We start from the raw sequence: 24,014 nt of genomic DNA, 5'->3' as shown, positions 1-24,014 counted from the left end.
GCCCCGCGGGCACCGCGGGGGCCGGCTGCGCCTCGGGCGGGCGCGGGCTGTCGTCGCCCGCGCGGCGGAACTCGGAGCCCACCGGCGACGGCAGTTGCTCGGCCGCAGGCCCGTCTGAGGCAGGCACACCGGCCGACGGCGACGTCTGCGTGGCCGTCACCTCCGCATCAGTCCCCGGCGGGGTCGCCGGGTCCGCGGGTGCTCCCGAGACCGGCGTTGAGGGAGCCGCAACAGGTCCGGTGTCGGTGTCGGTGGCAGGGCTCGTCGCGGCGACGCCAGCCGATGACGCCGCGTCCGGCGTGACCGGACCGCGGTCCGTCTCGACCGCCTCACCCGCCACCGGACCCCGTGCTATCTCGCCCGGCGCAGCCGCCGCCCCGTCCACAGCACCGCCCGCCGCAGGTGCGCCCGCCGGAGACACCCCCGCCGCCCCCGACCCACCGGCCTCGAGGCCGGCCGCAGGCACCGCCTCCCGATCCACCGGCGGCAGGGCCAGCGACAGCGCCGCCAGCGTCGCGGCGCTCATCAGCGTGCCATGCGCGAGACCGCGAAAAAATCCCATCGTCCGCCCTTCGCCTGCCCTGTCCGTCCAGCCGGCCTGACCGCGGCCCGTCAACCGGACCCGTCGCCTGCCCCAAGCGCTTGGCGGACCGACCCCGCGCCCCGGACGGGGGGCAGGGTTGACCCTGTGCGCCGCTTGAGAGCATCTATAGCCCACCGCAATCCGCGGGCCACCCCCCTTCGCGGGGCGGCGACGCCCCGCCCCTGCCACGAGCCCGCCATGACCGCCCCGGCCCCAGAACAGGCCCCCGAACCGGCCCCCGCACAGGCCCCATCATCGGTCCCATCATCGGCCGCGACCGTCCGCCGCCAGCCCCTCGCCCCGGCCCCCGGCCCGGACGCCCGGACGGACGGGATGGCCCCTCCGTCGATCCTCATGATCGACAACTACGACAGCTTCACCTGGAACCTCGTGCACTACCTCGGCGAGGCCGGCGCCACGGTCGAGGTCATCCGCAACGACGCCCTGACCGTGGCCGAGGCGCTGGCCCGCCGCCCCGCGGGCATCCTGATCTCGCCCGGCCCCAAGGCCCCGGCGCAGGCCGGGATCATCGTCCCGCTGATCCGCGCCGCCGCCGACGCAGGCGTGCCGGTGATGGGCGTCTGCCTTGGCCACCAGGCGATCGGCGAGGCGTTCGGCGGCCGCGTCGTCCGCGCCGCGCGGATCGTGCACGGCAAGGTCGACGCCATCAGCCACGACGGCACCGGCCTCTTCGCCGGGCTGCCCTCGCCGCTCAGGGCCACGCGCTATCACTCGCTGACGCTCGAGCCCGAAACCCTGCCCGAGGCGCTGCGCGTCACCGCGACGGCCGCCGACGGCACCATCATGGGCGTCGCGCACCGCACGCTGCCGGTCGAGGGGGTGCAGTTCCATCCCGAAAGCATCCGCTCCGAGCACGGCCACGCGATGATCGCCAACTGGCTGCGCCGCTGCGGCAACGGGGCCGGCGCGCCGCTCAAGGAGACTGCATGACCGAGACGACCGACATCCGCCCGCTGATCGGCCTCGCCGCGTCCCGCCCCCTGACGGGCGAGGAGGCCGAGGCGGCCTTTGGCGCGCTCTTCGACGGCAAGGCCACCCCGGCGCAGATCGGCGGGCTCTTGATGGCGATGCGGGTGCGCGGCGAGACGGTGGACGAGATCGCCGCCGCCGCTCGCGCCATGCGCGCCCGGATGCACCGGGTGCGGGCGCCCGAGGGGGCGATGGACATCGTCGGCACCGGCGGCGACGGCAAGGGCACGCTCAACATCTCGACTGCGACGGCCTTCGTGGTGGCGGGCGCGGGGGTTGCGGTCGCCAAGCACGGCAACCGCAACCTCAGCTCGAAATCCGGCAGCGCGGACGCGCTGACGCATCTCGGGCTCGACGTGATGGGCGGCCCGGCCAGGGCGCAGGAGGCGCTGGACGCGGCCGGCATCTGCTTCATGATGGCGCCGATGCACCACCCGGCGATGCGCCACGTCGGTCCCGCGCGGACCGAGCTCGGCACCCGGACGGTGTTCAACATCCTCGGGCCGCTGACCAACCCGGCCGGCGTGCGCCGCCAGCTCACCGGGGCGTTCTCGGCCGACTGGCTGCGCCCGATGGCCGAGACGCTGCGCGACCTCGGCTCGGACGCGGTGTGGCTGGTCCACGGCGGCGACGGCACCGACGAGCTGGCGATCTCGGCCCCCTCGCGGGTGGCGGCGCTCAAGGACGGCACGGTGACCGAGTTCGAGGTGGCACCCGAGGACGCGGGCCTGCCCGTCCACCCGTTCGAGGAGATCGTCGGCGGCACCCCGGCCGAGAATGCCGCGGCGCTCAAGGCGCTGCTCGACGGCGCGCCCGGTGCCTACCGCGACGCGGTGCTGCTCAACGCAGCAGCGGCACTGCTGGTCGCGGGCCGGGCCGCCGACCTGCGCGAGGGGGCCGCGATGGCGCGCGAGGCGATCGACTCGGGCGCCGCGCGCGACCGGCTGGCGCGCCTCGCCGCCGTCACCGGCGCGCCGCCGGCCGAGGGCTGAACCCATGACCCGCGCCGAGGTCAACGCGCTCTGCGCCGCGCACCCCGGCGCCGGGGTCAGCGAGCCCTTCGGCGAGGGCCACGAGGTCTGGAAGGTCTGCGGCAAGATCTTCGCCATCGTCGGGACATCGACCGGGGCGGTGTCGGTCAAGACCGACGGGATCGAGACCGCCGAGCTGCTGATCGAGGCCGGCGTCGCCACCCGCGCGCCCTATCTGCACCGCAGCTGGGTGGCCCTGCCGCTTGACGCCGACCCGGACGAGCTGCGCCACCGCGTCGAGGCCAGCTACCGGCTGATCCGCGCGAGCCTGCCGCGCCGCGTGCAGGCCGAGCTGCCGCCGCTCTGACGATGCCGGCCGTCGCTCTGCCGGTCCGGGTGCTGCAAGCCCTGGCTCTGACCGCGGCGGCTCTGCCGGCCAAGGTTCGGGCCGCGTCGGCTCTGCTGGGGAAGGTTCTTCCCGCGTCGGCTCTGCCTGCAGCGGCTCTTCCTGCCCCCGCTCCGCTCGCTCCGGCTCTGCCCGCCTCAGCGCTGCCCGCATCGGCCGTCTTGCCCGTGTTTCACCCGCCTTTGCCCATCGACGCCATGCCCCTTCCAGCCGCGCCCGTCCCGCAGCCCACCACCGCCCCCGGGCGCGTCTCACCCGGCCTGCACTGACGATGCCCACCCCGCCCGCCGCCTGGGCCCACCTGCCGTTCTTCGCCGACCCATGGCCCGCGATCCGCGCCCGCCTCGCGGCCGCCCCCTACCTGCCCGGCCCCGACCGCCTCTTCGCCGCGCTCGAGGCCGTGGCTCCGGCCGAGGTGCGGGTGGTGATCCTCGGGCAGGACCCCTACCCCACGCCGGGCCACGCGAACGGCCTCGCCTTTTCGGTCAATCCCGGCGTCCGCCCGCCGCGCTCGCTGGCCAACATCTTCGCCGAGCTCGCCGCCGACACCGGGCAGGCGCCGCCCTCGGGCGACCTCACCAGCTGGGCGCGCCAGGGGGTGCTGCTTCTGAACACCGCGCTCAGCGTGGCGCCGGGCGCGGCGGGCAGCCATGCGCGCTGGGGCTGGGGGGCGCTCGCGCGACAGGCGGTGGCCGCGGCGCAGGCGGAACGGCCGCTCGCGTTCGTGCTCTGGGGCGCCCACGCGCAAACGGCGCTGGCCGGCCTGCCGCGGCCCATCGACCTGACCCTCGCCAGCGCCCACCCCTCGCCGCTTTCGGCGCCGCGCGGGTTCTTCGGCTCGCGCCCCTTCTCGCGCGTCAACGCCTGGCTGACCGCCCGCGGCGAGCCTCCCATCGACTGGTCGGCGGGCGCCTGAGCGCCCTTCCGTCCCCCGCCCGGCGCGGCTAGGGTGCCGGCATGGATATTCTCGACCGCATCAAGACCTACAAGCTCGACGAAATCGCCGCCGCCCGCGCCGCCCGCCCGCTGGCCGAGGTCGAGGCCGCCGCCCGCGCCGCCCCCCCGGTGCGGGGCTTCGCCGCAGCGCTCGACCGCGCCGCCGCCACCGGCCCGGCGCTGATCGCCGAGATCAAGAAGGCCAGCCCCTCCAAGGGCCTGATCCGCCCCGACTTCGACCCGCCCGCGCTCGCCCGCGCCTATGAGGCCGGGGGCGCCGACTGCCTGTCGGTGCTGACCGACGCGCCGTCCTTTCAGGGGGCGCCCGAGTTCCTCACCGCCGCCCGCGCGGCCTGCAGCCTGCCGGTGCTGCGCAAGGATTTCCTCTACGACCCCTATCAGGTCGCCGAGGCCCGCGCCTGGGGCGTCGACTGCATCCTGATCATCATGGCCTCGGTCGATGACACGCTGGCGGCCGAGCTCGAGGACGCCGCCCGGCACTGGGGCATCGACGCGCTGATTGAGGTCCACGACGCCCCCGAGATGGAGCGGGCGCTGCGCCTGCGCTCGCCGCTCATCGGGGTGAACAACCGTAATCTTAAGACCTTCCACGTTGATCTTGAGACGACGCTTCAACTCGCGCCGATGCTGCCACCCGACCGGCAACTGGTTTGCGAAAGCGGCCTCTTCACCCACGCCGACCTCGCCCGGATGATGGAGGCCGGCATCAGCCGCTTCCTCATCGGAGAAAGCCTGATGCGGCAGGACGACGTGACCGCCGCGACCCGCGCGATCCTCGGGGGCGACGCATGACGCTGACCCATTTCGACGCCGCGGGACAAGCGCACATGGTCGACGTCTCGGGCAAGGCCCCCACCCAGCGCGAGGCGGTGGCCGAGGCCGCCGTGGTCATGGCCCCCGAAACGCTGGCGCTGGCCACCGGCGGCGCCGCCAAGGGCGACGTGCTGGGCGTCGCGCGCCTCGCCGGGATCATGGGCGCCAAGCGCACCGCCGAGCTGATCCCGCTCTGCCATCCGCTGCCGCTCGACAAGGTGGCGGTCGAGCTGGTGCCCGACCCCGCCCTGCCCGGGGTGCGGATCACCGCGACCGCGCGCACCACCGGCCGCACCGGCGTCGAAATGGAGGCGCTGACCGCCGCCACCGTCGCCGCGCTGACCGTCTATGATATGCTCAAGGCGGCGCAGAAGGACATGCGGATCGAGGGGGTGCGGCTGCTCTCGAAGACCGGCGGCAAGTCGGGCAGCTTCCGCGCGCCCGGCACCGGCCCCGAGGCCGCGCCGTGAGCCTGCTGACGGTCGAGGACGCGCTGGCGCTGGTGCTGGGCCTCGCCCCCGCGCCGCAGGCCGAGGACGTGGACCTGAGCGACGCCGCGGGCCGGGTGCTGCTCTCTGACGCGGTCGCGCGGATCACCCAGCCGCCGTTCGATTCCGCCGCGATGGACGGCTATGCCCTGCGCGCCGCCGACCTGCCCGGCCCGCTGCCGGTGGTGGGCGAGGCCGCCGCCGGGCGCGCCCTCGCCGCCCCGCTCGCGCCCGGCACCGCGGCGCGGATCTTCACCGGGGCGCCGGTGCCCGAGGGCGCCGACCTCGTGGTGATGCAGGAACACGCCCGGCGCGAGGCCGACCGCGTCACCATCGCCTCGGCCCCCGGCCACGACAACATCCGCCGCCGCGGCAGCGACTTCGCCGAGGGCGACCGCCTCGCCGCCGGGCGGCGGCTGTCGGCCGCCGACATCGGCCTCTTGGCCGCGATGAACGTCCCGCGCGTGACCGTCGGGCGCGCCCCGGTCGTCGCGGTCCTCGCGGGCGGCGACGAGCTGGTGCGTCCCGGCGAGGCCCCCGGCCCCGGCCAGATCGTCAGCTCGAACGACCTCGCCATCGCGGCGCTGGTGGCGGCGGCGGGCGGGGTGCCCCGCATCCTGCCGCTGGCCCGCGACAGCGAGGCCTCGCTGCGCGCAGGCTTCGCTGCCGCGGAGGGGTCGGACCTGCTGGTGACCATCGGCGGGGCCTCGGTGGGCGACCACGACCTGATCGGCCGCGTCGCCGCCGATCGGGGGATGGCGCGCGCCTTCCACCGCATCGCCATGCGGCCCGGCAAGCCGCTGATGGCCGGCCGGCTGGACGAGATGGCGCTGCTCGGCCTGCCCGGCAACCCGGTCTCGGCCATCGTCACCGCGATCCTGTTCCTGCAGCCGCTGGTGCGGCGGATGCAGGGCGACGCCACGCCCGCGCCGCCCCTGCGCCACGGCCGGCTGGGCCGCGCGCTCGGGCCCGAGGGAGACCGCCAGCACTATCTGCGCGCGACGCTCTCGGACGGTCCCGACGGGGTGATCGTGACGCCGTTCCCCGACCAGGATTCGGCCCGGCTGTCGCTCATGGCCGAGGCGCAGGCGCTGCTGGTCCGCGCGCCCGGCGATCCGGCCCGCGAGGCGGGCGCCCCGGTCGCCTATATTCCGCTGCCGCGTTAACCGATCCTTCATGCGAATCGGCTTATCCGTTGACCTGAAAGGTGAACGGGTCTAGAACATTGGATGAACACGGCAGCCGAATGCGGGGGACGGGCCGACCATGCTGACGAGAAAACAGATCGAGCTGCTCGACTTCATCCAGACGCGGATGGCCCGCGACGGGGTGCCGCCGTCGTTCGATGAAATGAAACTGGCGCTGGACCTGCGCTCGAAATCGGGGATCCACCGGCTCGTGACTGCCCTCGAGGAACGCGGCTTCATCCGCCGCCTGCCCCATCGCGCCCGCGCGCTGGAAATCGTCCGCCTGCCCGACGCGCTGCTGCGCGACGAGGGTGAGGGCGCCCAGGGCGCCACGCCCGGCTTTGCCCCGCGGGTGATCGACGGCGACCGCCGCGCGAGCGTCGGCCGCCCGCGCGGGGCCATGGACATCGTCGACAGCCCTGCGGTCGAGCTGCCGGTGATGGGCCGCATCGCCGCCGGTGTCCCGATCGAGGCGATCTCGGAAGTCTCGCACCACATTGCCGTCCCCGGCTCGATGCTGACCGGGCGCGAGCATCACTACGCGCTCGAGGTGCGCGGCGATTCGATGATCGAGGCGGGGATCAACGACGGCGACGTGGTGGTGATCCGCGAGCAGGACACGGCCGAGAACGGCGACATCGTCGTGGCACTGGTCGAGGGCGCCGAGGCGACGCTCAAGCGCTATCGCCGCAAGGGCGGGATGATCGCGCTCGAGGCGGCCAACCCGGCCTATGAGACGCGGATGCTGCCCGAGGACAAGGTGAAGGTGCAGGGCCGGCTGGTGGGATTGATCCGCAGCTATTGAGGCGGATTCATTTGGCGGCGCGCGGCTGTTTGGACGCGGGCGCTACCTGACCGTGAGCAGGCGAAGCAGGGGCGTTTGCTAGGTTAGGCGGCGACACCCTGCCGCTTGCCGGCCACTTTCACAATTGAGAGTTCGGCCTCGCTCGGCATGCGTTCTGAAGTACATCAGCGCAGCGGCGGGGAGCCGCGATCGGGCGAGATGCCGCTCAGCTCGAGGAACTCAGGCGGTGCCCGGCCCAGCAGCTCCTCGGCCAGATCGCGGCCCATCGCCACGCCATCCGCGGACGAGCCCTCGCGCGTGCCGGTGATCGAGATCGACCCGTCCGGCAGCAGGATCTCGCCCCGCAGCATCAGCCGGTCGCCGTCGAGTTCGGCAAGCCCCGCGATGGGGGTCTCACACGACCCGTCGAGCCGGCGCAGAAAGGCGCGCTCGGCCTCGACCCGCAGCGTCGTCGACTGGTCCGAGATCGCCGCCAGCAGCGCCCCGGCCCGTGCGTCGTCCGCCCGCCGCTCGACGCCGATGGCGCCCTGCGCCACGGCGGGCAGCATCTCCTCGGGCGAGATGCGGCTTTTCACCACGTCCAGCATCCCCAGCCGGGTCAGCCCCGCCATGGCGAGAAACGTCGCCTCGGCCACCCCTTCTGCGAGCTTGCGCATCCGCGTCTGGACGTTGCCCCGGAACTCGACCAGCGTCAGATCGGGACGCCGGTGCGCCAGCTGCGCGCGCCGCCGCAGGCTCGACGAGCCGACGACTGTCCCCGCCGGCAGCGCCGAAATCGTATCCCACCGCGCGCTCACGAACGCGTCGCGCACATCCTCGCGCGGCAGGTAGCAGTCGATCACCAGCCCGTCCGGCTGCAGCACCGGCATGTCCTTCATCGAGTGCACCGCGATGTCGATCCGCGCGTCGAGCAGCGCGTCCTCGATCTCGCGGGTGAAGAGCCCCTTGCCGCCGATCTCGCGCAGCGGCCGGTCGAGCACCCGGTCGCCTGTCGTCTTGATGACGACGATGTCAAAGGCGTCCGCGGGCAAGCCATGCGCCGCGGCCAGCCGGTCACGCGTTTCATGGGCCTGGGCCAGCGCAAGCGCCGAGCCGCGGGTGCCGATCCTCAACGGCGCATCGGGAGTGGGATGGTCGATCATGGCCGCGGGTTACCCCCGCCCGGCGCGGTTGACAACCGCCGAGGTGCGGGGCGGGGGGTGGAGAGTGGACTGAGGGAAACTAAGATCCTAAGAACTCTGCTCTCGCCGACCAAGCGTGGCCACTGGCGTCAGTGGGCCCGCAGACCGCCCAAGTGGCGGCGGATGAAATGTTGCAATCGTTGCGCCGGGTTGCTGCGGGTTACCGCATGTCTATCTGTTGCTTGCGTTATCCACTGCGCGGTTGAACAGTTTTGGGGGTGAGTTAAGCCAAATGAACGACAATAACTGAATTCCCCAGTGTGCAGCCGCTTACACCGGCGGGAAAACGGTCTGCCGAACTGAAAGCTGCCTGACGATTGCTCTTATTAGCCGCAGCCAATCGGTGGAGTAGCATAAGCGCCTTGCAAGCGACGGTTCGTGCAGCACCCGAACCGATTAGGTGAGCCGGCTTCGGGTTCATGAACTAGAGCCAGCGAGTGTCCGCAACGGGCGGCGACAAACAGAGGTTCTTTGACGGTTTCACCGCCAGGTCGTTAGACCGAGAGGAAAGGACAGCGGCGGACGGACACCACGTTCTAGCGACACGATAACGGGCCCGCCCGACTGCGGACGGCTCCCGCTCTTCACGTTTGCAGGGTTTACCGACGCTGCGTCAGCAGCAGCGTGCAATCGCCCATCGAACTCACCACCGCGAGTGAAGTGGCCGGGCGTCGATACTGCTCAGATGTTCTGTTGAACGACTCCGGCAAGCCCCCCCAATCCAACAACACCGGGCACTCACCGCTCTTTGCCCACTGGCGGATCGACCCCGTCCCCCTCACCCCGCGCAGATCTGCTGCAACTGCACCCACTCGCCCCCGCTCATCAGCGGCTCGGGCGGCGCGGTGGTGCGGAAGGGGTCGGCCTCGATCAGGGTGAGGACCGTCTCGCCGCTCGGGTCCAGCGAGCGGGCGTAGGGCTGGCTGGGTACGCCGGCGGTCTCCAGCCGGGACAGCAGCGCCTCGTCATCGGGGCGAGGCGCGGGGGCGAGGAGGCGCGCTGCGCCCTGCCCGGCGACGGCCGTCTCGGGCAAAGCGCCAGTGACCAGCATCTCGACGGCCGCCCGTAGCCCGGCGGCGTGGATGACCTCGCCGAGCGGATCGGACACCCCTGCAGCGACGTCGGCGGCGAGGACGTGGCCGGCCGCGACCTCGGGCCCCGGCGCGCCGGCGATCATGTCGTCGCCGATCACCACGATCCGTCCCGGCAGAGCGCGGGCGCCGCGCAGGGTGGCGGGCAGCACGACGATCCGCCCGCCCGGGCCGAGCAGCCGCGCCGACAGCCGGTCGAGCACGGCCGCGCCGGCCGCCCGGTCGCAGGGCTGACCGGCCGTCCGGCTCATGTCGGACAGAAGCTCCATCCCGACCGCGGTGCGTTGGGCCGGCGGCGCGATCCGGGCAGCGTGGGCCATGACGGCGCCGGGCAGCCAGATGACCGCCGCCAGCGCCAGCGCCCCGAGGGTGGACCAGATCAATGCGCCGCGCAGCCGTCCGGGGCGTGGGCGGCTGGCGAGGATCGCGGTGTGGACGCGCTCGATGGCCTCGACCATCAGCCGGTCGTCGATCTCGACCACCTCGTCCTGCGCGGCGTCTCCGGGGGCGAAGATGGCGGGCATCTGGCCGGGATTGAGGCGTGTGACGGCGGGCAGCGACCAGTGCGACAGCGGCTCTTCCGAGCGCGGATCGCGCAGGATCAGCGAGGCGTCGCCGAAGGAGACGACGATGTCGCGCAGCCGGGCGCCGGGCGCGGCCCTCCAGACACCCGGCGCCTCGAGCCGCTCGAACTGGGTCAGTGCGGTCACGTTGCGGGCACGCCCCTGCTGCAGATTGACTGGGACGATTGTGGCGATCCTGATCGTCGCGTCCAGTCCCCGCGCGAACGGGGGACTGCGGCAGACCGCATGGGAGTTGCGGCAAGCCTCGACGACGCAGCGACCTCACCGCCGCGCGTAGGCATCGCGGAAGCCGGCGCGGCGGACGCGGTCGAGGGCGCGCACCACGGCCTCGCGGCCGGTCAGCGGGCCGACCATGATGAGCTGCGTCTGTCCCTGCAGCGAACGCGCGACGGGAAGGCCGAGGTCAGAGACACGGCGCGCGGTACGGGCTGCGTTCCCAGCGTCGCGGAAGGCGCCGATCTGGACGTAGCGCGCGCCGGGGGGAATCATCGGCTCGGTCCCCTGCCGCGCCGCGGTCGTCGTGCGTCGTTCGGTGGCCGCGCGGGCGGATGTCGGGGTGGGTTGGCGGGGCGCTTTCGGCGTCGCGACGGACCGGGTCGGGCTGGCACCTCGCGCGGCCAGAGAGGGCGCAGGGGCGGCGGTGGCAATCCTCGCCCGGCTTGGTGCGGGCACCTCGGGGCGGGTTTGCGGCGACAGGCTGACCGACGCAGGGCCGCAGAAGCCGAGCGCGGTGGCGCCGCCGAGGCCGGGCTGCGGGGTGGCGTCGGCACCCGTGAGGGCGCAGAGCCGTGCGTGTCGGAGCGATGGGTCGGGCACGGTCGCGACGCTCGCCTCGCGCACGAGGGCCGAGAGGCCGAGGGGGTCGGCGGGCTTGGCGGGGCCGGGGGAGGGCGCCACCACGGGGCCGCCGTTTTCGGGCGAGCCTTTCGGATCGGTCGCCACGGTGGCGGCCGGGGGTTGGTTGTCCACGGCCGCCACGCTCGGCGCATCGCCCGCCGCCGATGACGCCAGCGGGTGCGGCGCGGCGGGCGGGGTCACCAGTTCGCCCTCGATGAGGTTGGGGACGATGGTTTCCGTCAAGACGCGCTCGATCCGCTGGGCGCGGGGCTCCTCGGGTGGCGCGAAGAGCGTCGGAGGGCGGTCAGGATCGGTGCGGCGGGCCGAGAGCGTGGGCGGATAGCCGCAGATCGCCGAGCCGTCGCGGGCGATGCGCGCGGCCCAGCCCCCACCGGCCCGCACGAAGACGCAGCCTTGCGAATCAATGTATTGCGCCGCGGTGAAGCCGGGGGGCGGGACTTCGGCGGGGGCGCGGTCGGCGAGCTCCTCGGGCGGGATGTCGGGGCTGCGCAGCGGGCCTTCGGGCACGGTCACGACCCGCTCGGCCGCGGGTTCGGCGGCGGCGTGTTCGCCCGCGGCGGGCGCGGCGTCGTGGGCGCCGCCGGCTGCGTGGACGGGCGGGGGCAGCGCCAGCAGGGCCACTGCGGCGAGGACCGCCAGGGCGGAAAAACCGGTGATGCGCATCGCCACTCCCACAGCCGAATCGCCGTTCGGGCAGGATTACGCGCGGCGCGCTAAGGCCGGGTTAACGCAGCCCTATTTCGTGCCGAACATCCGGTCGCCGGCGTCGCCCAGGCCCGGCACGATGTAGCCGTGATCGTCGAGCCGCTCGTCCAGCGCGGCGGTCACGATGGGCACGTCGGGATGCGCCTCGGCCATCCGCGCCACCCCTTCGGGCGACGCCAGAAGGCACAAGAATCTAAGGTTTTTAGCACCTTGCGCCTTGAGCAGGTCGATGGCGGCGACCGACGAGTTGCCGGTCGCCAGCATCGGGTCCACGACGATCACCATGCGTGCGTCGAGCGCGTTCGGCACCTTGGAATAATACTGCACCGGCTGCAGCGTCTCAGGGTCGCGGTAAAGGCCGATGAAGCCCACGCGGGCGGCGGGAATCAGTTCCAGAATCCCGTCCATCAGCCCGTTCCCGGCCCGCAGGATCGAGATGAGCGCCAGTTTTTTCCCTTCCAGCAGAGGGGCTTGCATGGTGCAGAGGGGCGTCTCGATGGTGGTCGTCGTCAGTTCCAGCTCGCGCGTCACCTCGTAGGCGAGCAGCAGCGAGATCTCGCGCAGCAGGCGGCGGAAGCTGGCGGTCGAGGTCGCCTTGTCGCGCATCAGCGTCAGCTTGTGCTGGACCAGCGGGTGGGTGACGACGGTGAGATGTTGGGTGCTCATGGGGGCCTCGGCAGCGGTGTGAAAACGGTCTGATGTTCGTGCAAGGTTCATGCAGCGTTCATGCACAGTTCATGCGAACGATCGGGTCATGGCGCGGGAAGCCGCTGGCGCAGCCGGGCGCGGGTCGCCGCGTCGCAGAAGGCCGCGTCGAGCGCCCAGTGATTCATCCGCGCGAACTCGGCCTCGCCCCAGCCGAAGGCCCCGGCGAGGCGGTCGTATTCGCGCGTGAGCGTGGTGTCGAAGAACGGCGGGTCGTCGGTCGAGACCGTGACCCGGCAGCCCGCGTCGGCGAGCCGGGCGATGGGGTGGGACGGCCAGTCGGGGTAGAGCCCGAGGGCGATGTTCGAGCCGGGGCAGACTTCGAGCGTCACCCCCTGCTCGGCGAGGTCGCGGACGAGCGCGGCATCCTCGATGGCGCGGACGCCGTGGCCGAGGCGGGTGACGCCGAGGCTGAGGGCGTCGCGCACCGACTGGGGGCCGCGCCATTCGCCGGCGTGGCAGGTGAGGCCGAGCCCGGCCTCGCGGGCGCAGTCGAAGCTCCAGGCGAAATCCTGCGGCTGGCCCGCGGTCTCGGCGCCGGCGAGGCCGAAGCCGGCGATCCAGCCCTGCCCGCCCTCGCCCGCCGTCTCGGCGGCGCAGCGGGCGGAGGCGCGGGCGCGGTCGGGGCCGAGGTGGCGGATGGGGGTGACGATGCCGCGGCTGGAGATGCCCTGGGCGTCGAACGCCGCGGCGACCTCGGACCAGGCGGCGACGTGCTCGCGCCAGGCGGTCAAGTCGCCGCCGCCGCAGAACGCGGGCGAGACGAAGAGCTCGGCGTAGATCGCGCCCTGCTCGGCGCAGTTTTCCAGCACCACGGCGAGCAGGCGGGCGTAGTCCTCGGGGCCGTCGAGGACGGCGGTGGCGGCCTCGTAGACGCGCAGGAAGTCGGCGAAGTCGGTCCAGCGGTAGCGGCCGTCGGGGGCGAAGATCGGGCCGAGATCGCGGCGCTTTTCGGCGGCGAGGCTGCGGATCAGTGCGGGGGGTGCGGCGCCCTCGAGGTGGAGGTGCAGTTCGATCTTGGGGATCATGGCAGCACGTTGCGGCCATGCGCGGGGGCGGGGATGCCGAGATGGGCCGCGACCGTGGCGCCGACGTCGGCATAGGCGATGAGGCCCGCGGCGTGGGGCGGCGTGCCCCAGCCGAGGACCGGCACGCGCTCGCGGGTGTGGTCGGTGCCGGCCCAGGTCGGGTCGTTGCCGTGGTCGGCGGTGAAGATCGCGAGATCCCCCGGCCCCAGCGTGGCGAGGAAGCGCGCGGCCACGCCGTCGAACCATTCCAGCGCCGCGCCGTAGCCCGCCACGTCGCGGCGGTGGCCGTAGAGGCTGTCGAACTCGACGAAATTGGCGAAGGTCAGGCTGCCGGGTTCGGCCTCGCGCCCCAAGCGGATCAGGTGCTCGGCGAGGTCGGCGTCGGACTTGCCCTTGTGCAGCCGCGTGATGCCGCGGTGGCTGAAGATGTCGCCGATCTTGCCGATGGCGTGGGTGGTGCGGCCCGCGCCCTGGGCCAGATCAAGGATCGTGTCGGCGGGGGGTGCGATGGCGAAGTCGCGCCGGTTCGGGGTGCGGTGGAAGGCGCCCTCGGCCCCGGTGAAGGGGCGGGCGATGACCCGGCCCACGCGCATCGCGTGGACGCTGGGGGCGAGTGCCTCGCAGAGGGTGATGAGGCGGTCGAGGCCGAACGCCTCTTCATGCGCGGCGATCTGCACGACGCTGTCCACCGAGGTGTAGGCGATGGGCCAGCCCGTGCGGAGGTGCTCGGCCCCGAGCCGGTCGATGATCTCGGTCCCCGAGGCGTGGCAGTCGCCCAGGATCCCCTCGGTCCCGGCCAGCCGGGCGATGCGGGCCGAGAGGTCGGGCGGGAAGGCGGGGTGCGTGTCGGGGAAGCTGTGCCAGTCCCACGGCACCGGCACGCCGGCCAGTTCCCAGTGGCCCGAGGGGGTGTCCTTGCCCGAGGAGGTCTCGGTCGCCGCGGCCCAGAGGCCCTGCGGGGCGGGGCCGTCCCAGGGCTGGCCGTTGGCGAGCGCAAGCGCGGCGCGCAGGCCGAGCGCGTCAAGCGTCGGCGTGGCGAGGCCACGGTCGCGGATGATGTGGCCCACGGTGTTGGCGCCGGTGTCGGGGACGCCGCCCGAGGCGAAGCGGTGGGCGTCGGGGGCGCCGCCGATGCCGACGCTGTCGAGGACGATGAGGAAGGCGCGGGTCATGCGGGGTCTCGTGCGTCGGGTTGGGGGGATTTGCCCCCGCCGGCCGTGGGCCGGCCCCCCCAGGATATCTGGGGGCAGGAAAGAAGCGGGGCTTGCCGCGCCCGGTGGGCGGGGGGCGCGGTCATGTCAGGCGCTCGCGGATCAGCGGGCCGGGGTCGGTCGGGGGGCCGAGCGTGTAGGCCGTCTGGACGGCGGCGATGGTGGCCCGCGCGGCGGCCTCGGTCGCGGTGTGGACGCGGCCGAGGCGCGGGGCGGGCTCGCCCAGGCGGGCGAGGTCGGTCAGGCCCACGGCCGGGTCGATGGGGGCGCCGGCGCGGATGCGGCCGCCGCCCAGCGCGAGGACGGCGTGGCCGAGCGCGGTCGCGTCGATGCGGGCGACATGGGTGCCCGCGTCGCATGGGGTGGGGATGTCGCGGATGACCGGGGCGGTGGGCAGCGGGGCCGCGAAGATGTCGGCGGGGCCGCCCTGCGCTGCGACCATGCGGGCGAAGCGCTCGGCCGCTTCGCCCGAGGCGAGGGCCTGCGCCACGCGGGCCTCGGCGTCGGGGATGCCGCCGACGCGCAGGCACTCGGCGGCGAGCGCCAGCGAGAGGTCGCGCAGCGGCTCCTCGCCGGGCTCGCCGCGCAGGACGGTGAGGGCGGCGGCGACCTCGACCGCGTTGCCGGCGGCGCGGGCGAGCGGCTGGTCCATGTCGGTGATGAGCGCCACCGTGGGGCAGCCGGCGGCGGTGGACGTGTCGACCAGCGCGCGGGCGAGGTCGCGGGCGGCTGCTGGGTCGGTGAGGAAGGCGCCCGAGCCGGACTTGACGTCGAGCACCAGCCCGTCGAGCCCGGCCGCCAGTTTCTTCGACAGGATCGAGGGGGTGATGAGGTCGATGGTCTCGACCGCTGCGGCCTCGTCGCGGATGGCGTAGAGGCGGCGGTCGGCGGGGGCGAGGTCGGCCGAGGCCGCGACGATGGCGCAGCCCACGTCCGCGACGATGCGGCGGAAGGCGGCCTCGTCGAGGTCGGTGCGGAAGCCGGGGATCGCCTCGAGCTTGTCGAGCGTGCCGCCGGTGTGGCCGAGGCCGCGGCCCGAGACCATCGGGACATAGGCGCCGCAGGCGGCGACGAGGGGGGCCACGATCAGCGAGGTCACGTCGCCGATGCCGCCGGTCGAGTGCTTGTCGACCGCCGGGCCGGGCAAGTCCCAGGCCAGCACCCGGCCGGAGTCGCGCATCGCCCGGGTGAGCGCCGCGCGGCCCTCGGGGCCGAGGCCGCGGGTCAGGACGGCCATGGCGAAGGCCCCGGCCTGCGCGTCGCTGACGCTGCAATCGGCGAGGCCGCGGGCGATTCGCGCCGCGCCCGCCGCGTCGAGGCCGCGCCCGTCGCGCACCGCGGCGATGATCGGGCGCGGGTCGAACATCAGGCGCGGTCCATGTGGCTGGCCGCGAACCGGCCGGGCAGCAGCTCGCCCACGGTGGTGGCGAGCGTCTCGCCGTCGAGCGTGGCGAGCAGCACCGGCGTGCCCTCGCGCGCGAACTCGGCCAGCTTCTGACGGCAGCCGCCGCAGGGGGGCGTCGGGTGGGGGCTGTCGGCGATCACGCAGATTTCGGTGATCTCGGTCTCACCCCCCGCCACCATCGCGGCGATGGCGCCGGCCTCGGCGCAGGTGCCCTCGGGGTAGGCGACGTTCTCGACGTTGCAGCCGGCGTAGATGCGGCCCGAGGGCGCGCGCAGCGCGGCGCCGACCTTGAAGCCGGAATAGGGGGCGTAGGCGGTCTCGCGCACCCGGCGGGCGGCGTCGATGAGGGACATGGGCGGGACTCCTTTGGCCGTTGGGGGGCATCATCCCCCTGCCCTGCCCGAGGTGCAAGCGGCGGGTTTCGACTGGCGGAAAGCGCGGGACGGGCGGGTTGTGACGCCACGTCGGCAGGGATAGGACGGCGGAAAGGACCAACCGGGCGGGGATGCGATGGACGAGCGGCGGCAGGACACGGCACGGCAGGCGGCGCTGAACTATCACGAGCTGCCGAAGCCCGGAAAGCTCGAGATCCGGGCGACGAAGCCGCTGGCCAACGGCCGCGACCTGAGCCTCGCCTATTCGCCCGGCGTGGCCGAGGCCTGCCTCGAGATCAAGGCCGATCCCGCCACCGCGGCGCGCTATACGGCGCGGGCGAACCTCGTCGCGGTGGTGTCGAACGGGACGGCGGTGCTGGGGCTCGGCAACATCGGCGCCGCGGCCGCGAAGCCCGTGATGGAGGGCAAGGCGGTCCTCTTCAAGAAATTCGCCAACATCGACTGCTTCGACCTCGAGGTGAACGAGCCCGACCCCGAGAAGCTCGCCGCCATCGTCCGCGCGCTCGAGCCGACCTTCGGGGCGATCAACCTCGAGGACATCAAGGCGCCCGAGTGCTTCATCGTCGAGAAGCTGTGCCGCGAGACGATGAACATCCCGGTGTTCCACGACGACCAGCATGGCACCGCCATCGTCGTGGGCGCCGCCGCCACCAACGCGCTGCGGGTGACGGGGCGGGGGTTCGAGGACATCAAGGTCGTCTCGACCGGCGGCGGGGCGGCGGGGATCGCCTGTCTCAACATGCTGCTGAAGCTGGGCGTGCGGCGCGAGAACGTCTGGCTCGCCGACATCCACGGGGTGGTCTACGAGGGCCGCACCGAGGACATGACCCCGCAGAAGGCGGCCTATGCGCAGCCGACCGACCTGCGGACGCTGGGCGAGGTGATCGACGGCGCGGACCTGTTCCTCGGCCTGTCGGGACCGGGGGTGCTGAAGCCCGAGATGGTGGCGCGGATGGCGCCGCGGCCGATCGTCTTCGCGCTCGCCAACCCCACGCCCGAGATCCTGCCCGACGAGGTGCGCGCGGTCTCGCCCGACGCGGTGATCGCCACCGGGCGCAGCGACTATCCGAACCAGGTCAACAACGTCCTGTGCTTCCCGTTCATCTTCCGCGGCGCGCTGGACGTGGGCGCGACCGAGATCAACGACGCGATGCAGCTCGCCTGCATCGAGGGGATCGCGGCGCTGGCCCGCGCCACCACCTCGGCGGAAGCCGCGGCGGCCTATCGCGGCGAGCGGCTGACCTTCGGCCCCGACTATCTGATCCCGAAGCCCTTCGACCCGCGGCTGATGGGCGTCGTCGCCACCGCCGTCGCCCGCGCGGCGATGGAGACCGGCGTCGCCACCCGGCCCCTGCCCGACATCCACGCCTACAAGCGGGCGCTCGACGGGTCGGTGTTCCGCTCGGCGATGATCATGCGGCCGGTGTTCGAGGCCTCGAAACAGGCCACCCGCCGCATCGTCTATGCCGAGGGCGAGGACGAGCGGGTGCTGCGCGCCGCCAACGCGATCCTTGAGGAAGGCGACGACGTGCCGATCCTGATCGGCCGCCCCGAGGTGATCGCGCGCCGCGCCGAGCGCGCCGGGCTGCCGATCCGCCCCGAGGTCGATTTCGAGATCGTCAACCCCGAGAGCGACGCCCGCTACCGCGACTATTGGGAGACGTATCACGGGCTGATGGCCCGGCGCGGGGTGACCCCCGACATCGCGCGGGCGATCATGCGCACCAACACCACCGCCATCGGCGGGATCATGGTCCACCGCGGCGAGGCCGACAGCCTGATCTGCGGCTGCTTCGGGCAGTATTCGTGGCACCTGAAATACGTCCGCGAGATCCTCGCCCGTGGCGGGCTGCACCCGGTCGGTGCGCTGTCGATGCTGATCCAGGATCAGGGGGCGCTGTTCGTGGCCGACACGCAGGTGCACCACGACCCGACCCCGGAAGAGGTCTACGAGACCGTCGTCGGCTGCGCCCGCCATGTCCGCCGCTTCGGCCTGACGCCGCGGATCGCGCTCTGCAGCCATTCGCAGTTCGGCAACCTCGACACCCCCTCGGGGCGCAAGATGCGGGACGCGATGGACCTGCTGGCGAGCCGCGAGGCGGATTTCATCTATGACGGCGAGATGCACGTGGATGCGGCGCTCGACCCCGCGGTGCGGGCGCGGCTGCTGCCGTCGTCGCGGCTGGGGGACGAGGCGGCGAACGTGCTGGTCTTCGCCGGCACCGACGCGGCCTCGGCGGTTAGGAACGTGCTGAAGACCCGCGCCGGCGGGCTCGAGGTCGGGCCGATCCTGATGGGGATGGGGAACAAGGCGCATATCGTGACGCCCTCGATCACGGCGCGAGGGCTGCTGAACATCTCGGCGCTGGCGGGGACTCCGGTGGCGCATTACGGGTGAGGCCCCGGGGGGCGGGGATTGTCCCGCCCTCGGTTGCCGGCCAGCGTCTCGTTGCCTTGCGTGGCTGGTCCCCGGGCGGCCCGGCTTGGCGCTGACTGGGACGGTCGTTAGGCGAGCGGATCGCCTTCCGGTTCCGGCTTCGGCGGCGGCCCTGTTGCCGGCGCGTATCGTGGCACAGGCGGCGAGACACCGCGCCTCCGCCGATGCCTGCACCACCGCGCGCGAGGCGCTCCGAGGGGCAGACGAGGGTCGCCACCCGCGCCCTTCCAAGGCTCTTCCCACCGCCTGACGGCAACAGCCACCGGCGTCGCCGACCCTCGCCCTCCCCCGCCCCCCCGGCACGAGGGCAGCGGCAATCCGCCGCCCTTGCGCACGTCCCCAGAAATATTCTTGTTAGAATTCTGCCGCAGTTGGTCGCGGCACGAGACCGGGGGGAGTGAGTCATATGGGTTATCAGGACGTCTATTCTGCGTGGAAGAACGACCCCGAGGCGTTCTGGATGCAGGCCGCGCAGGGAATCGACTGGATCAAGCCGCCGTCGAAGGCGCTCTTCGATGACCGCGCGCCGCTTTACGAATGGTTCGCGGACGGGGTGCTGAACGCCTGCTGGAACGCGGTCGACCGCCACGTCGAGGCGGGGCGCGGCGACCAGCTGGCCATCATCCACGACAGCCCGATCACCCATTCCTACCGCGGCATCACCTACAAGGACCTGCAGACCCGCGTGGCGAGCCTTGCCGGGGCGCTGCGCGCCAAGGGGATCGAGAAGGGCGACCGGGTCATCATCTACATGCCGATGGTGCCCGAGGCACTCGAGGCGATGCTGGCCTGCTCGCGCCTCGGCGCCACCCATTCGGTGGTGTTCGGGGGCTTTGCAGCGCACGAGCTGGCGGTGCGGATCGACGACTGCACCCCCAAGGCGATCATCGCGGCCTCCTGCGGGCTCGAGCCGGGGCGGGTGGTGCACTACAAGCCGCTGCTCGACCGGGCCATCGACGAGGCCACCCACAAGCCCGAGTTCTGCGTGATCTTCCAGCGCGAGCAGGAGGTGGCCGAGCTGATCGAGGGCCGCGACGTGGCCTGGCACAGCTTCCAGTTCGGAGTCGAGCCGGCCGAGTGCGTGCCGGTCGAGGGCAACCACCCGCACTACATCCTCTACACCTCGGGGACGACTGGCCAGCCCAAGGGCGTCGTGCGCCACACCGCCGGGCATTGCGTGGCGCTGAACTGGACGATGAAGAACATCTACGGGATCGACCCGGGAGAGGTGTTCTGGGCCGCGTCCGACGTGGGCTGGGTCGTCGGCCACAGCTACATCTGCTACGGCCCGCTGCTGCGCGGGGCCACGACCATCGTGTTCGAGGGCAAGCCCGTGGGCACCCCCGATCCGGGGATCTTCGGGCGCATCATCCAGAACCACAAGGTCAAGACCTTCTTCACCGCCCCCACCGCGATCCGCGCCGTCAAGCGCGAGGACCCGGAGTGCACCTTCATCAAGGACTACAGCCTCAAGTCGCTCAAGGCGGTGTTCCTGGCCGGTGAGCGCGCCGACCCCGAAACGGTGAAATGGGTCGAGGAGCATCTGGCCGTCCCGGTGATCGACCACTGGTGGCAGACCGAGACCGGCTGGGCGATCGCCGCGAACCCCTTCGGGATCGAGACGCTGCCGGTCAAGCACGGCAGCCCCTCGGTGCCGATGCCGGGCTACGAGGTGGCGATCCTCGACGAGGCCGGCCATCCCGTGCCCCCCGGCACGCTGGGCGCGGTGGCCGTCAAGCTGCCGCTGCCGCCCGGCACGCTGCCGACGCTGTGGAACGCCGAAGAGCGGTTCCGCAAATCCTACCTCACCACCTTCCCCGGCTATTACGAGACCGGCGACGCGGGGATGCTGGACGAGGACGGCTACCTCTACATCATGGCCCGCACCGATGACGTGATCAACGTGGCCGGACACCGGCTTTCCACCGGCGCGATGGAGGAGGTGCTGTCCTCGCACCCCGCGGTCGCGGAATGCGCGGTGATCGGGGTGGCCGACAGCCTCAAGGGGCAGATGCCGCTCGGGTTCCTAGTGCTCAAGAAGGGCATGGAGGGCGAGGCCGACAAGGTCCGCAAGGACGTGGTCAAGATGGTCCGCGACCGGATCGGGCCTGTGGCCGCGTTCAAGGAATCGATCGTCGTGGACCGGCTGCCGAAGACCCGCTCGGGCAAATTCCTGCGCGCGACGATGGTGAAGATCGCCGACGGCGAGACGTTCAAGATGCCGGCGACGATCGAGGACCCGGCGGTGCTCGACGAGATCCGCTCGGCGCTGGAAGGCGCGGGACTGGCGCAGGCCTGATCGGGCGCCGCGGCGAAGCTTCGGGTGTCGGCGCGGCTTGATGGGCCGCGCCGGGGTCGGGACGTCTTTCCTCGTGCGGCCGGCAGGGTGGCAAGCTTCGACGGCGATTGGGCTAGGAAGAAGCTGTCCGTGTGACCCGGCGCGGGGTCTCGTCGGGCCCGGCTGACGTGTAACCCGCGCTGAAGGGCGTCACTGACACCCCTTCCCCGAACCCCGCCCCTGCCCCGCCTTGCCACCCTGCCCCTCCCGGCCTACCGAGGCGGGGAGCGGGCCGGGGAGAGGCGCCATGACCACACCGACATCATGGCGGTAGCCACCACCACCGCCGTCGTCGCCGCGCTGGCGCCGGCCGGGCTGCTCATCGCGCTCGGCTGGGGGCTGCGGCGGCGGGGGCTGATGCCCGAAGGGTTCTGGGGCCCGGCGGAGTGGCTCAGCTACTACGTGCTGCTGCCCGCGCTCTTCGTCCACGGGCTCGCCACCGCCGACATGAGCGGGGTGCCGGTGGCGCGGATCTTCGCGGTGCTGGTCGGCGCGGTGGTGCTGACCGCGGCGCTGGTGGTCGCGGGGCGACGGCTCGTGGCGGTCGATGACGCCGGCTTCACCTCGGTCTTCCAGGGCGCGGTCCGGTTCAACAACTACGTCGGCGTGATGCTCGCCACCGGGCTTTACGGGGCCGAGGGCACCGCCCTCGCCGCCGTCGCCAACGCCGCCATCGTGCCGACCGTCAACGTGCTGTCGGTGCTGGTCTTCGCGCGCTACGGCGGCGCGCGACGGGGACTGGGGCGGGGACTGGGTTTGGTGCTGCGGCAGGTGGCGACGAACCCGCTCGTCCTCGCCTGCGCGGTCGGCGGGGCGCTGCAGGCCACCGGGCTCGGGCTGCCGCCGGGGATCGACGGCACGCTGCGGGCGCTGGGACAGGCGGCGCTGCCCATGGGGCTGATGTGCGTCGGCGCGGCGCTGCAGCTGGGCACGCTGAGCCGTGACCTCGGGCCGACGCTCGCCGCCTCGGCGGTGAAGTTCGTGCTGCTGCCGGCGATCACCGTCGCGGCCTGCCTCGCCGCCGGTCTGGGCGGTCCGGCGGCGCTGGTGGCGGTGCTGTTTCACAGCCTGCCCACCGCTTCGTCGAGCTATATCCTGTCGCGGCAACTGGGCGGGGACGCGCGGCTGATGGCCTCGATCATCGCGCTGCAGACGCTGCTGGCGGGGCTCGCGATCCCGCTGTCCGCGGCGCTGGCGGCCGCCGTGCTGCCGGCCTGAACCGCGGGCCGGCGCGGGCGATGGACGGCGCCGGGCGCGCGTGGCAGAGCTTGCGCTACAGCTGCCCCCTGCCCGTCCGATAGGTCGCCGATGTCCCTCATCCTGTCCTGCGTCGTCGATCGGGCCCCGAAGTTCCTGACCCAGGCGGAGACGCTTCTCACCTCGCTCAGGGCGGCGGGCTTCGTCGCGGATGCCGAGAACCGCATCCTCGTCCACGTGGTGGACCAGCCTGCCGACGATCCACGCTTCGACCCGCTGCGCCGGCTCGGGGCCGAGATCCGCCCGGTCGCCGCCTTCGGTGAGGGGCCGGCGGCGTGGTCGAACAAGTTGCGCCAGCTCGAGACGCCCGAGATCCGGGCGGCCCGCCGGGTAATCCTCTGCGATGCCGACCTGCTGGTGCTGGCCGATCCGCGCGGGTTCTTCGACGAGGCCCCGGTGCGGGCCAAGATCGTGGACCGCGCGAACCCGCCCGCGCCGCTGCTCGCCCAACTGTGGGCGGCCGCGGGCCGCGCCCTGCCGCCGCTCGTCGCCCCCGCCTTCAACGACGACGAGCGGACCCATCCGCTGAACTGCAACGGCGGGCTCTACCTCCTCCAGCACGGCGCGGCGGACGCGCTGGCCGAGGCGTGGCCGCGCTGGACGCGCTGGTGCCTCGCGCAGGCCGGGCTGCTCGGCCGCTTCACCCTGCACGCCGACCAGCTGGGCTTCGTGCTGGCGATGGAGGAGCTGGGCCTCGGCTTCTCGCCGCTGGGGATCGCGCACAACCTGACCACCAACCTGCCGGTTGAGGCCTATGCCGGGCGGGCGCCGGTCGCCCCGCAGATCATCCACTACCACGACCGCGTGACTGAGGACGGGCTGCCGAGGGCGATCGGGGTGGACTGGATCGACGCCCCGCTCACGGCCGCGACGGCGCGGCTGCGGGCCGCGGGCGGGGGCACGGCGAACCCGCATGACATCGGCCCCGGCGCGCTGGCCTGGGGGCTGGCCGCGACGCCGACGCCAGAGCTGCTCACGGCGCTGGTGGCGCTGAGCCGCGACCGGCTGGGGTTCTTTCCGGCGACCGTGATCCGCACGCTGGAATACCCGTGGGTGGCGGCACGGCTGCGCCACACCGGCGGCGCGCGGGTGCTCGAGGTCGGGTCGGGCGTCTCGGTGCTGCCGCTGTGGCTGGCCGGGATCGGCGCCTGCGTGACGACCTGCGACCCGCATCCGCTGCACCGCGACCCCGCCGACCGCAGCCGCTGGACCGAGTGGGGGTTTCTCGACTACGGCGCGCTCGACCCCCGCATCACCTCGATCAACGCGCCGGTCGAGGCGCTGGAGGGCGCGGCCCCCTTCGACGCCGCCTGCTCGGTCAGCGTGGTCGAGCATCTGCCGGCCGAGGTGCGGCGCGCGGCCATCGCCCGGATCGCGGCGCTGCTGCGGCCCGGCGGCCTGCTGGTCCTGACCGTCGATCTCGTGCCGGGCAGCGACGCGCTGTGGCCGCTGTCCGAGGGGCGGGTGGTGGACCCCGACGCGCCGCACGGGACGCGCGGCGACCTCGAGGCCGAGCTGGTGGCAGCGGGGTTCGATCTGCGCGAGGTCACGCTGCGGCGCGCGATCCCGGGCAGCCGCACCGATCTTGCGCTGATCGAGGCGGTGCGGGGCTGACCCCC

At 73.0% G+C, this 24,014-nt stretch carries 21 protein-coding genes; 12 read left to right on the top strand and 9 right to left on the bottom strand.

Annotated features, from left to right (window positions below; genetic code table 11):
- The coding region (locus ACFHYO_RS13465; RefSeq protein ID WP_394321050.1) for a hypothetical protein at window positions 1-562 on the bottom strand (562 nt) is incomplete at its 3' end.
- Between the two features lie 354 nt (window positions 563-916).
- On the opposite strand from ACFHYO_RS13465, the gene ACFHYO_RS13460 reads away from it, so the two are divergent.
- The 8 genes from ACFHYO_RS13460 to lexA all read left to right on the top strand — a co-directional run bounded on the left by ACFHYO_RS13460 (window position 917) and on the right by lexA (window position 7,200).
- Window positions 917-1,534 (top strand): anthranilate synthase component II, encoded by a 618-nt coding sequence (locus ACFHYO_RS13460; protein ID WP_394321048.1) that lies wholly within the window; start codon window positions 917-919, stop codon window positions 1,532-1,534.
- Window positions 1,531-2,565 carry an anthranilate phosphoribosyltransferase gene (trpD, locus tag ACFHYO_RS13455; protein WP_394321046.1) on the top strand — a complete coding sequence of 345 codons (1,035 nt, stop codon included), beginning with the start codon at window positions 1,531-1,533 and terminating at the stop codon, window positions 2,563-2,565. The genes ACFHYO_RS13460 and trpD overlap by 4 nt, the downstream gene beginning before the upstream one ends.
- 4 nt (window positions 2,566-2,569) lie before the next feature.
- The gene (locus tag ACFHYO_RS13450; protein WP_394321044.1) at window positions 2,570-2,911 is read left to right on the top strand and encodes an MmcQ/YjbR family DNA-binding protein; all 342 of its coding nucleotides are present in this window, start codon (window positions 2,570-2,572) and stop codon (window positions 2,909-2,911) included.
- A gap of 310 nt (window positions 2,912-3,221) precedes the next feature.
- On the top strand, window positions 3,222-3,866 hold the full coding sequence (locus ACFHYO_RS13445) for a uracil-DNA glycosylase (RefSeq protein WP_394321042.1): 645 nt from the start codon (window positions 3,222-3,224) through the stop codon (window positions 3,864-3,866).
- Between the two features lie 41 nt (window positions 3,867-3,907).
- Window positions 3,908-4,699 (top strand): indole-3-glycerol phosphate synthase TrpC, encoded by a 792-nt coding sequence (gene trpC / locus ACFHYO_RS13440; RefSeq protein WP_394321040.1) that lies wholly within the window; start codon window positions 3,908-3,910, stop codon window positions 4,697-4,699.
- On the top strand, window positions 4,696-5,190 hold the full coding sequence (gene moaC, locus ACFHYO_RS13435) for a cyclic pyranopterin monophosphate synthase MoaC (RefSeq protein ID WP_394321038.1): 495 nt from the start codon (window positions 4,696-4,698) through the stop codon (window positions 5,188-5,190). The genes trpC and moaC overlap by 4 nt, the downstream gene beginning before the upstream one ends.
- Window positions 5,187-6,374: a molybdopterin molybdotransferase MoeA gene (locus tag ACFHYO_RS13430; protein WP_394321036.1), complete on the top strand. Its 1,188-nt coding sequence runs from the start codon at window positions 5,187-5,189 to the stop codon at window positions 6,372-6,374. Before moaC ends, ACFHYO_RS13430 begins: the two co-directional genes overlap by 4 nt.
- Window positions 6,375-6,474: 100 nt before the next feature.
- A complete protein-coding gene (gene lexA / locus ACFHYO_RS13425; protein WP_394321034.1) occupies window positions 6,475-7,200 on the top strand; it encodes a transcriptional repressor LexA in 726 nt (241 codons plus the stop codon).
- Window positions 7,201-7,364: 164 nt separating this feature from the next.
- Here lexA and hemC read toward each other — a convergent pair whose 3' ends face one another.
- The 8 genes from hemC to ACFHYO_RS13385 form a co-directional block, all read right to left on the bottom strand.
- Window positions 7,365-8,342: a hydroxymethylbilane synthase gene (hemC, locus tag ACFHYO_RS13420; RefSeq protein WP_394321032.1), complete on the bottom strand. Its 978-nt coding sequence runs from the start codon at window positions 8,340-8,342 to the stop codon at window positions 7,365-7,367.
- 817 nt (window positions 8,343-9,159) lie between these two features.
- Window positions 9,160-10,182, bottom strand: a complete 1,023-nt coding sequence (locus tag ACFHYO_RS13415; protein WP_394321030.1) for a hypothetical protein — start codon at window positions 10,180-10,182, stop codon at window positions 9,160-9,162.
- 135 nt (window positions 10,183-10,317) lie between these two features.
- Window positions 10,318-11,577, bottom strand: coding sequence for an SPOR domain-containing protein (locus ACFHYO_RS13410; protein WP_394321029.1), 1,260 nt, complete (start codon window positions 11,575-11,577; stop codon window positions 10,318-10,320).
- 72 nt (window positions 11,578-11,649) lie between these two features.
- The gene (gene upp / locus ACFHYO_RS13405) at window positions 11,650-12,285 is read right to left on the bottom strand and encodes a uracil phosphoribosyltransferase (protein WP_036705582.1); all 636 of its coding nucleotides are present in this window, start codon (window positions 12,283-12,285) and stop codon (window positions 11,650-11,652) included.
- Window positions 12,286-12,371: 86 nt separating this feature from the next.
- Window positions 12,372-13,352: an adenosine deaminase gene (locus ACFHYO_RS13400; RefSeq protein WP_394321027.1), complete on the bottom strand. Its 981-nt coding sequence runs from the start codon at window positions 13,350-13,352 to the stop codon at window positions 12,372-12,374.
- Window positions 13,349-14,524: a phosphopentomutase gene (locus ACFHYO_RS13395; protein WP_394321025.1), complete on the bottom strand. Its 1,176-nt coding sequence runs from the start codon at window positions 14,522-14,524 to the stop codon at window positions 13,349-13,351. Before ACFHYO_RS13395 ends, ACFHYO_RS13400 begins: the two co-directional genes overlap by 4 nt.
- 121 nt (window positions 14,525-14,645) lie before the next feature.
- Entirely contained in the window at window positions 14,646-15,929 is a 1,284-nt protein-coding gene (locus ACFHYO_RS13390; RefSeq protein WP_394321023.1) for a thymidine phosphorylase, read from the bottom strand.
- Window positions 15,929-16,321, bottom strand: coding sequence for a cytidine deaminase (locus ACFHYO_RS13385; protein ID WP_394321021.1), 393 nt, complete (start codon window positions 16,319-16,321; stop codon window positions 15,929-15,931). Before ACFHYO_RS13385 ends, ACFHYO_RS13390 begins: the two co-directional genes overlap by 1 nt.
- Before the next feature lie 157 nt (window positions 16,322-16,478).
- On the opposite strand from ACFHYO_RS13385, the gene ACFHYO_RS13380 reads away from it, so the two are divergent.
- The 4 genes from ACFHYO_RS13380 (at window position 16,479) to ACFHYO_RS13365 (ending at window position 24,009) form a co-directional block, all read left to right on the top strand.
- Entirely contained in the window at window positions 16,479-18,761 is a 2,283-nt protein-coding gene (locus ACFHYO_RS13380; RefSeq protein WP_394321019.1) for an NADP-dependent malic enzyme, read from the top strand.
- A gap of 445 nt (window positions 18,762-19,206) precedes the next feature.
- Window positions 19,207-21,099 (top strand): propionyl-CoA synthetase, encoded by a 1,893-nt coding sequence (locus ACFHYO_RS13375; protein ID WP_394321017.1) that lies wholly within the window; start codon window positions 19,207-19,209, stop codon window positions 21,097-21,099.
- Between the two features lie 303 nt (window positions 21,100-21,402).
- A complete protein-coding gene (locus ACFHYO_RS13370; RefSeq protein WP_394321015.1) occupies window positions 21,403-22,356 on the top strand; it encodes an AEC family transporter in 954 nt (317 codons plus the stop codon).
- 90 nt (window positions 22,357-22,446) lie between these two features.
- Window positions 22,447-24,009, top strand: a complete 1,563-nt coding sequence (locus ACFHYO_RS13365; RefSeq protein WP_394321013.1) for an SAM-dependent methyltransferase — start codon at window positions 22,447-22,449, stop codon at window positions 24,007-24,009.
- The last annotated feature ends 5 nt before the right edge of the window (window positions 24,010-24,014 follow it).

It is taken from the genome of Paracoccus panacisoli (assembly GCF_042435015.1).
Lineage (GTDB): Bacteria > Pseudomonadota > Alphaproteobacteria > Rhodobacterales > Rhodobacteraceae > Paracoccus > Paracoccus panacisoli.
Note: the sequence above shows the minus strand (reverse complement) of the source record. Positions and strands in the feature narration are given on the sequence as shown.

Bases quoted from the DNA above. Each gene is read 5' to 3' on its own strand.
- ACFHYO_RS13365 (WP_394321013.1), top strand. From the start codon at position 22,447: ATGTCCCTCATCCTGTCCTGCGTCGTCGATCGGGCCCCGAAGTTCCTG.
- ACFHYO_RS13390 (WP_394321023.1), bottom strand. From the start codon at position 15,929: ATGTTCGACCCGCGCCCGATCATCGCCGCGGTGCGCGACGGGCGCGGC.
- ACFHYO_RS13400 (WP_394321027.1), bottom strand. From the start codon at position 13,352: ATGATCCCCAAGATCGAACTGCACCTCCACCTCGAGGGCGCCGCACCC.
- ACFHYO_RS13370 (WP_394321015.1), top strand. From the start codon at position 21,403: ATGGCGGTAGCCACCACCACCGCCGTCGTCGCCGCGCTGGCGCCGGCC.
- ACFHYO_RS13410 (WP_394321029.1), bottom strand. From the start codon at position 11,577: ATGCGCATCACCGGTTTTTCCGCCCTGGCGGTCCTCGCCGCAGTGGCC.
- ACFHYO_RS13385 (WP_394321021.1), bottom strand. From the start codon at position 16,321: ATGTCCCTCATCGACGCCGCCCGCCGGGTGCGCGAGACCGCCTACGCC.
- trpD (WP_394321046.1), top strand. From the start codon at position 1,531: ATGACCGAGACGACCGACATCCGCCCGCTGATCGGCCTCGCCGCGTCC.
- ACFHYO_RS13380 (WP_394321019.1), top strand. From the start codon at position 16,479: ATGGACGAGCGGCGGCAGGACACGGCACGGCAGGCGGCGCTGAACTAT.
- hemC (WP_394321032.1), bottom strand. From the start codon at position 8,342: ATGATCGACCATCCCACTCCCGATGCGCCGTTGAGGATCGGCACCCGC.
- moaC (WP_394321038.1), top strand. From the start codon at position 4,696: ATGACGCTGACCCATTTCGACGCCGCGGGACAAGCGCACATGGTCGAC.
- ACFHYO_RS13445 (WP_394321042.1), top strand. From the start codon at position 3,222: ATGCCCACCCCGCCCGCCGCCTGGGCCCACCTGCCGTTCTTCGCCGAC.
- upp (WP_036705582.1), bottom strand. From the start codon at position 12,285: ATGAGCACCCAACATCTCACCGTCGTCACCCACCCGCTGGTCCAGCAC.
- ACFHYO_RS13395 (WP_394321025.1), bottom strand. From the start codon at position 14,524: ATGACCCGCGCCTTCCTCATCGTCCTCGACAGCGTCGGCATCGGCGGC.
- ACFHYO_RS13460 (WP_394321048.1), top strand. From the start codon at position 917: ATGGCCCCTCCGTCGATCCTCATGATCGACAACTACGACAGCTTCACC.
- ACFHYO_RS13375 (WP_394321017.1), top strand. From the start codon at position 19,207: ATGGGTTATCAGGACGTCTATTCTGCGTGGAAGAACGACCCCGAGGCG.
- trpC (WP_394321040.1), top strand. From the start codon at position 3,908: ATGGATATTCTCGACCGCATCAAGACCTACAAGCTCGACGAAATCGCC.
- ACFHYO_RS13450 (WP_394321044.1), top strand. From the start codon at position 2,570: ATGACCCGCGCCGAGGTCAACGCGCTCTGCGCCGCGCACCCCGGCGCC.
- lexA (WP_394321034.1), top strand. From the start codon at position 6,475: ATGCTGACGAGAAAACAGATCGAGCTGCTCGACTTCATCCAGACGCGG.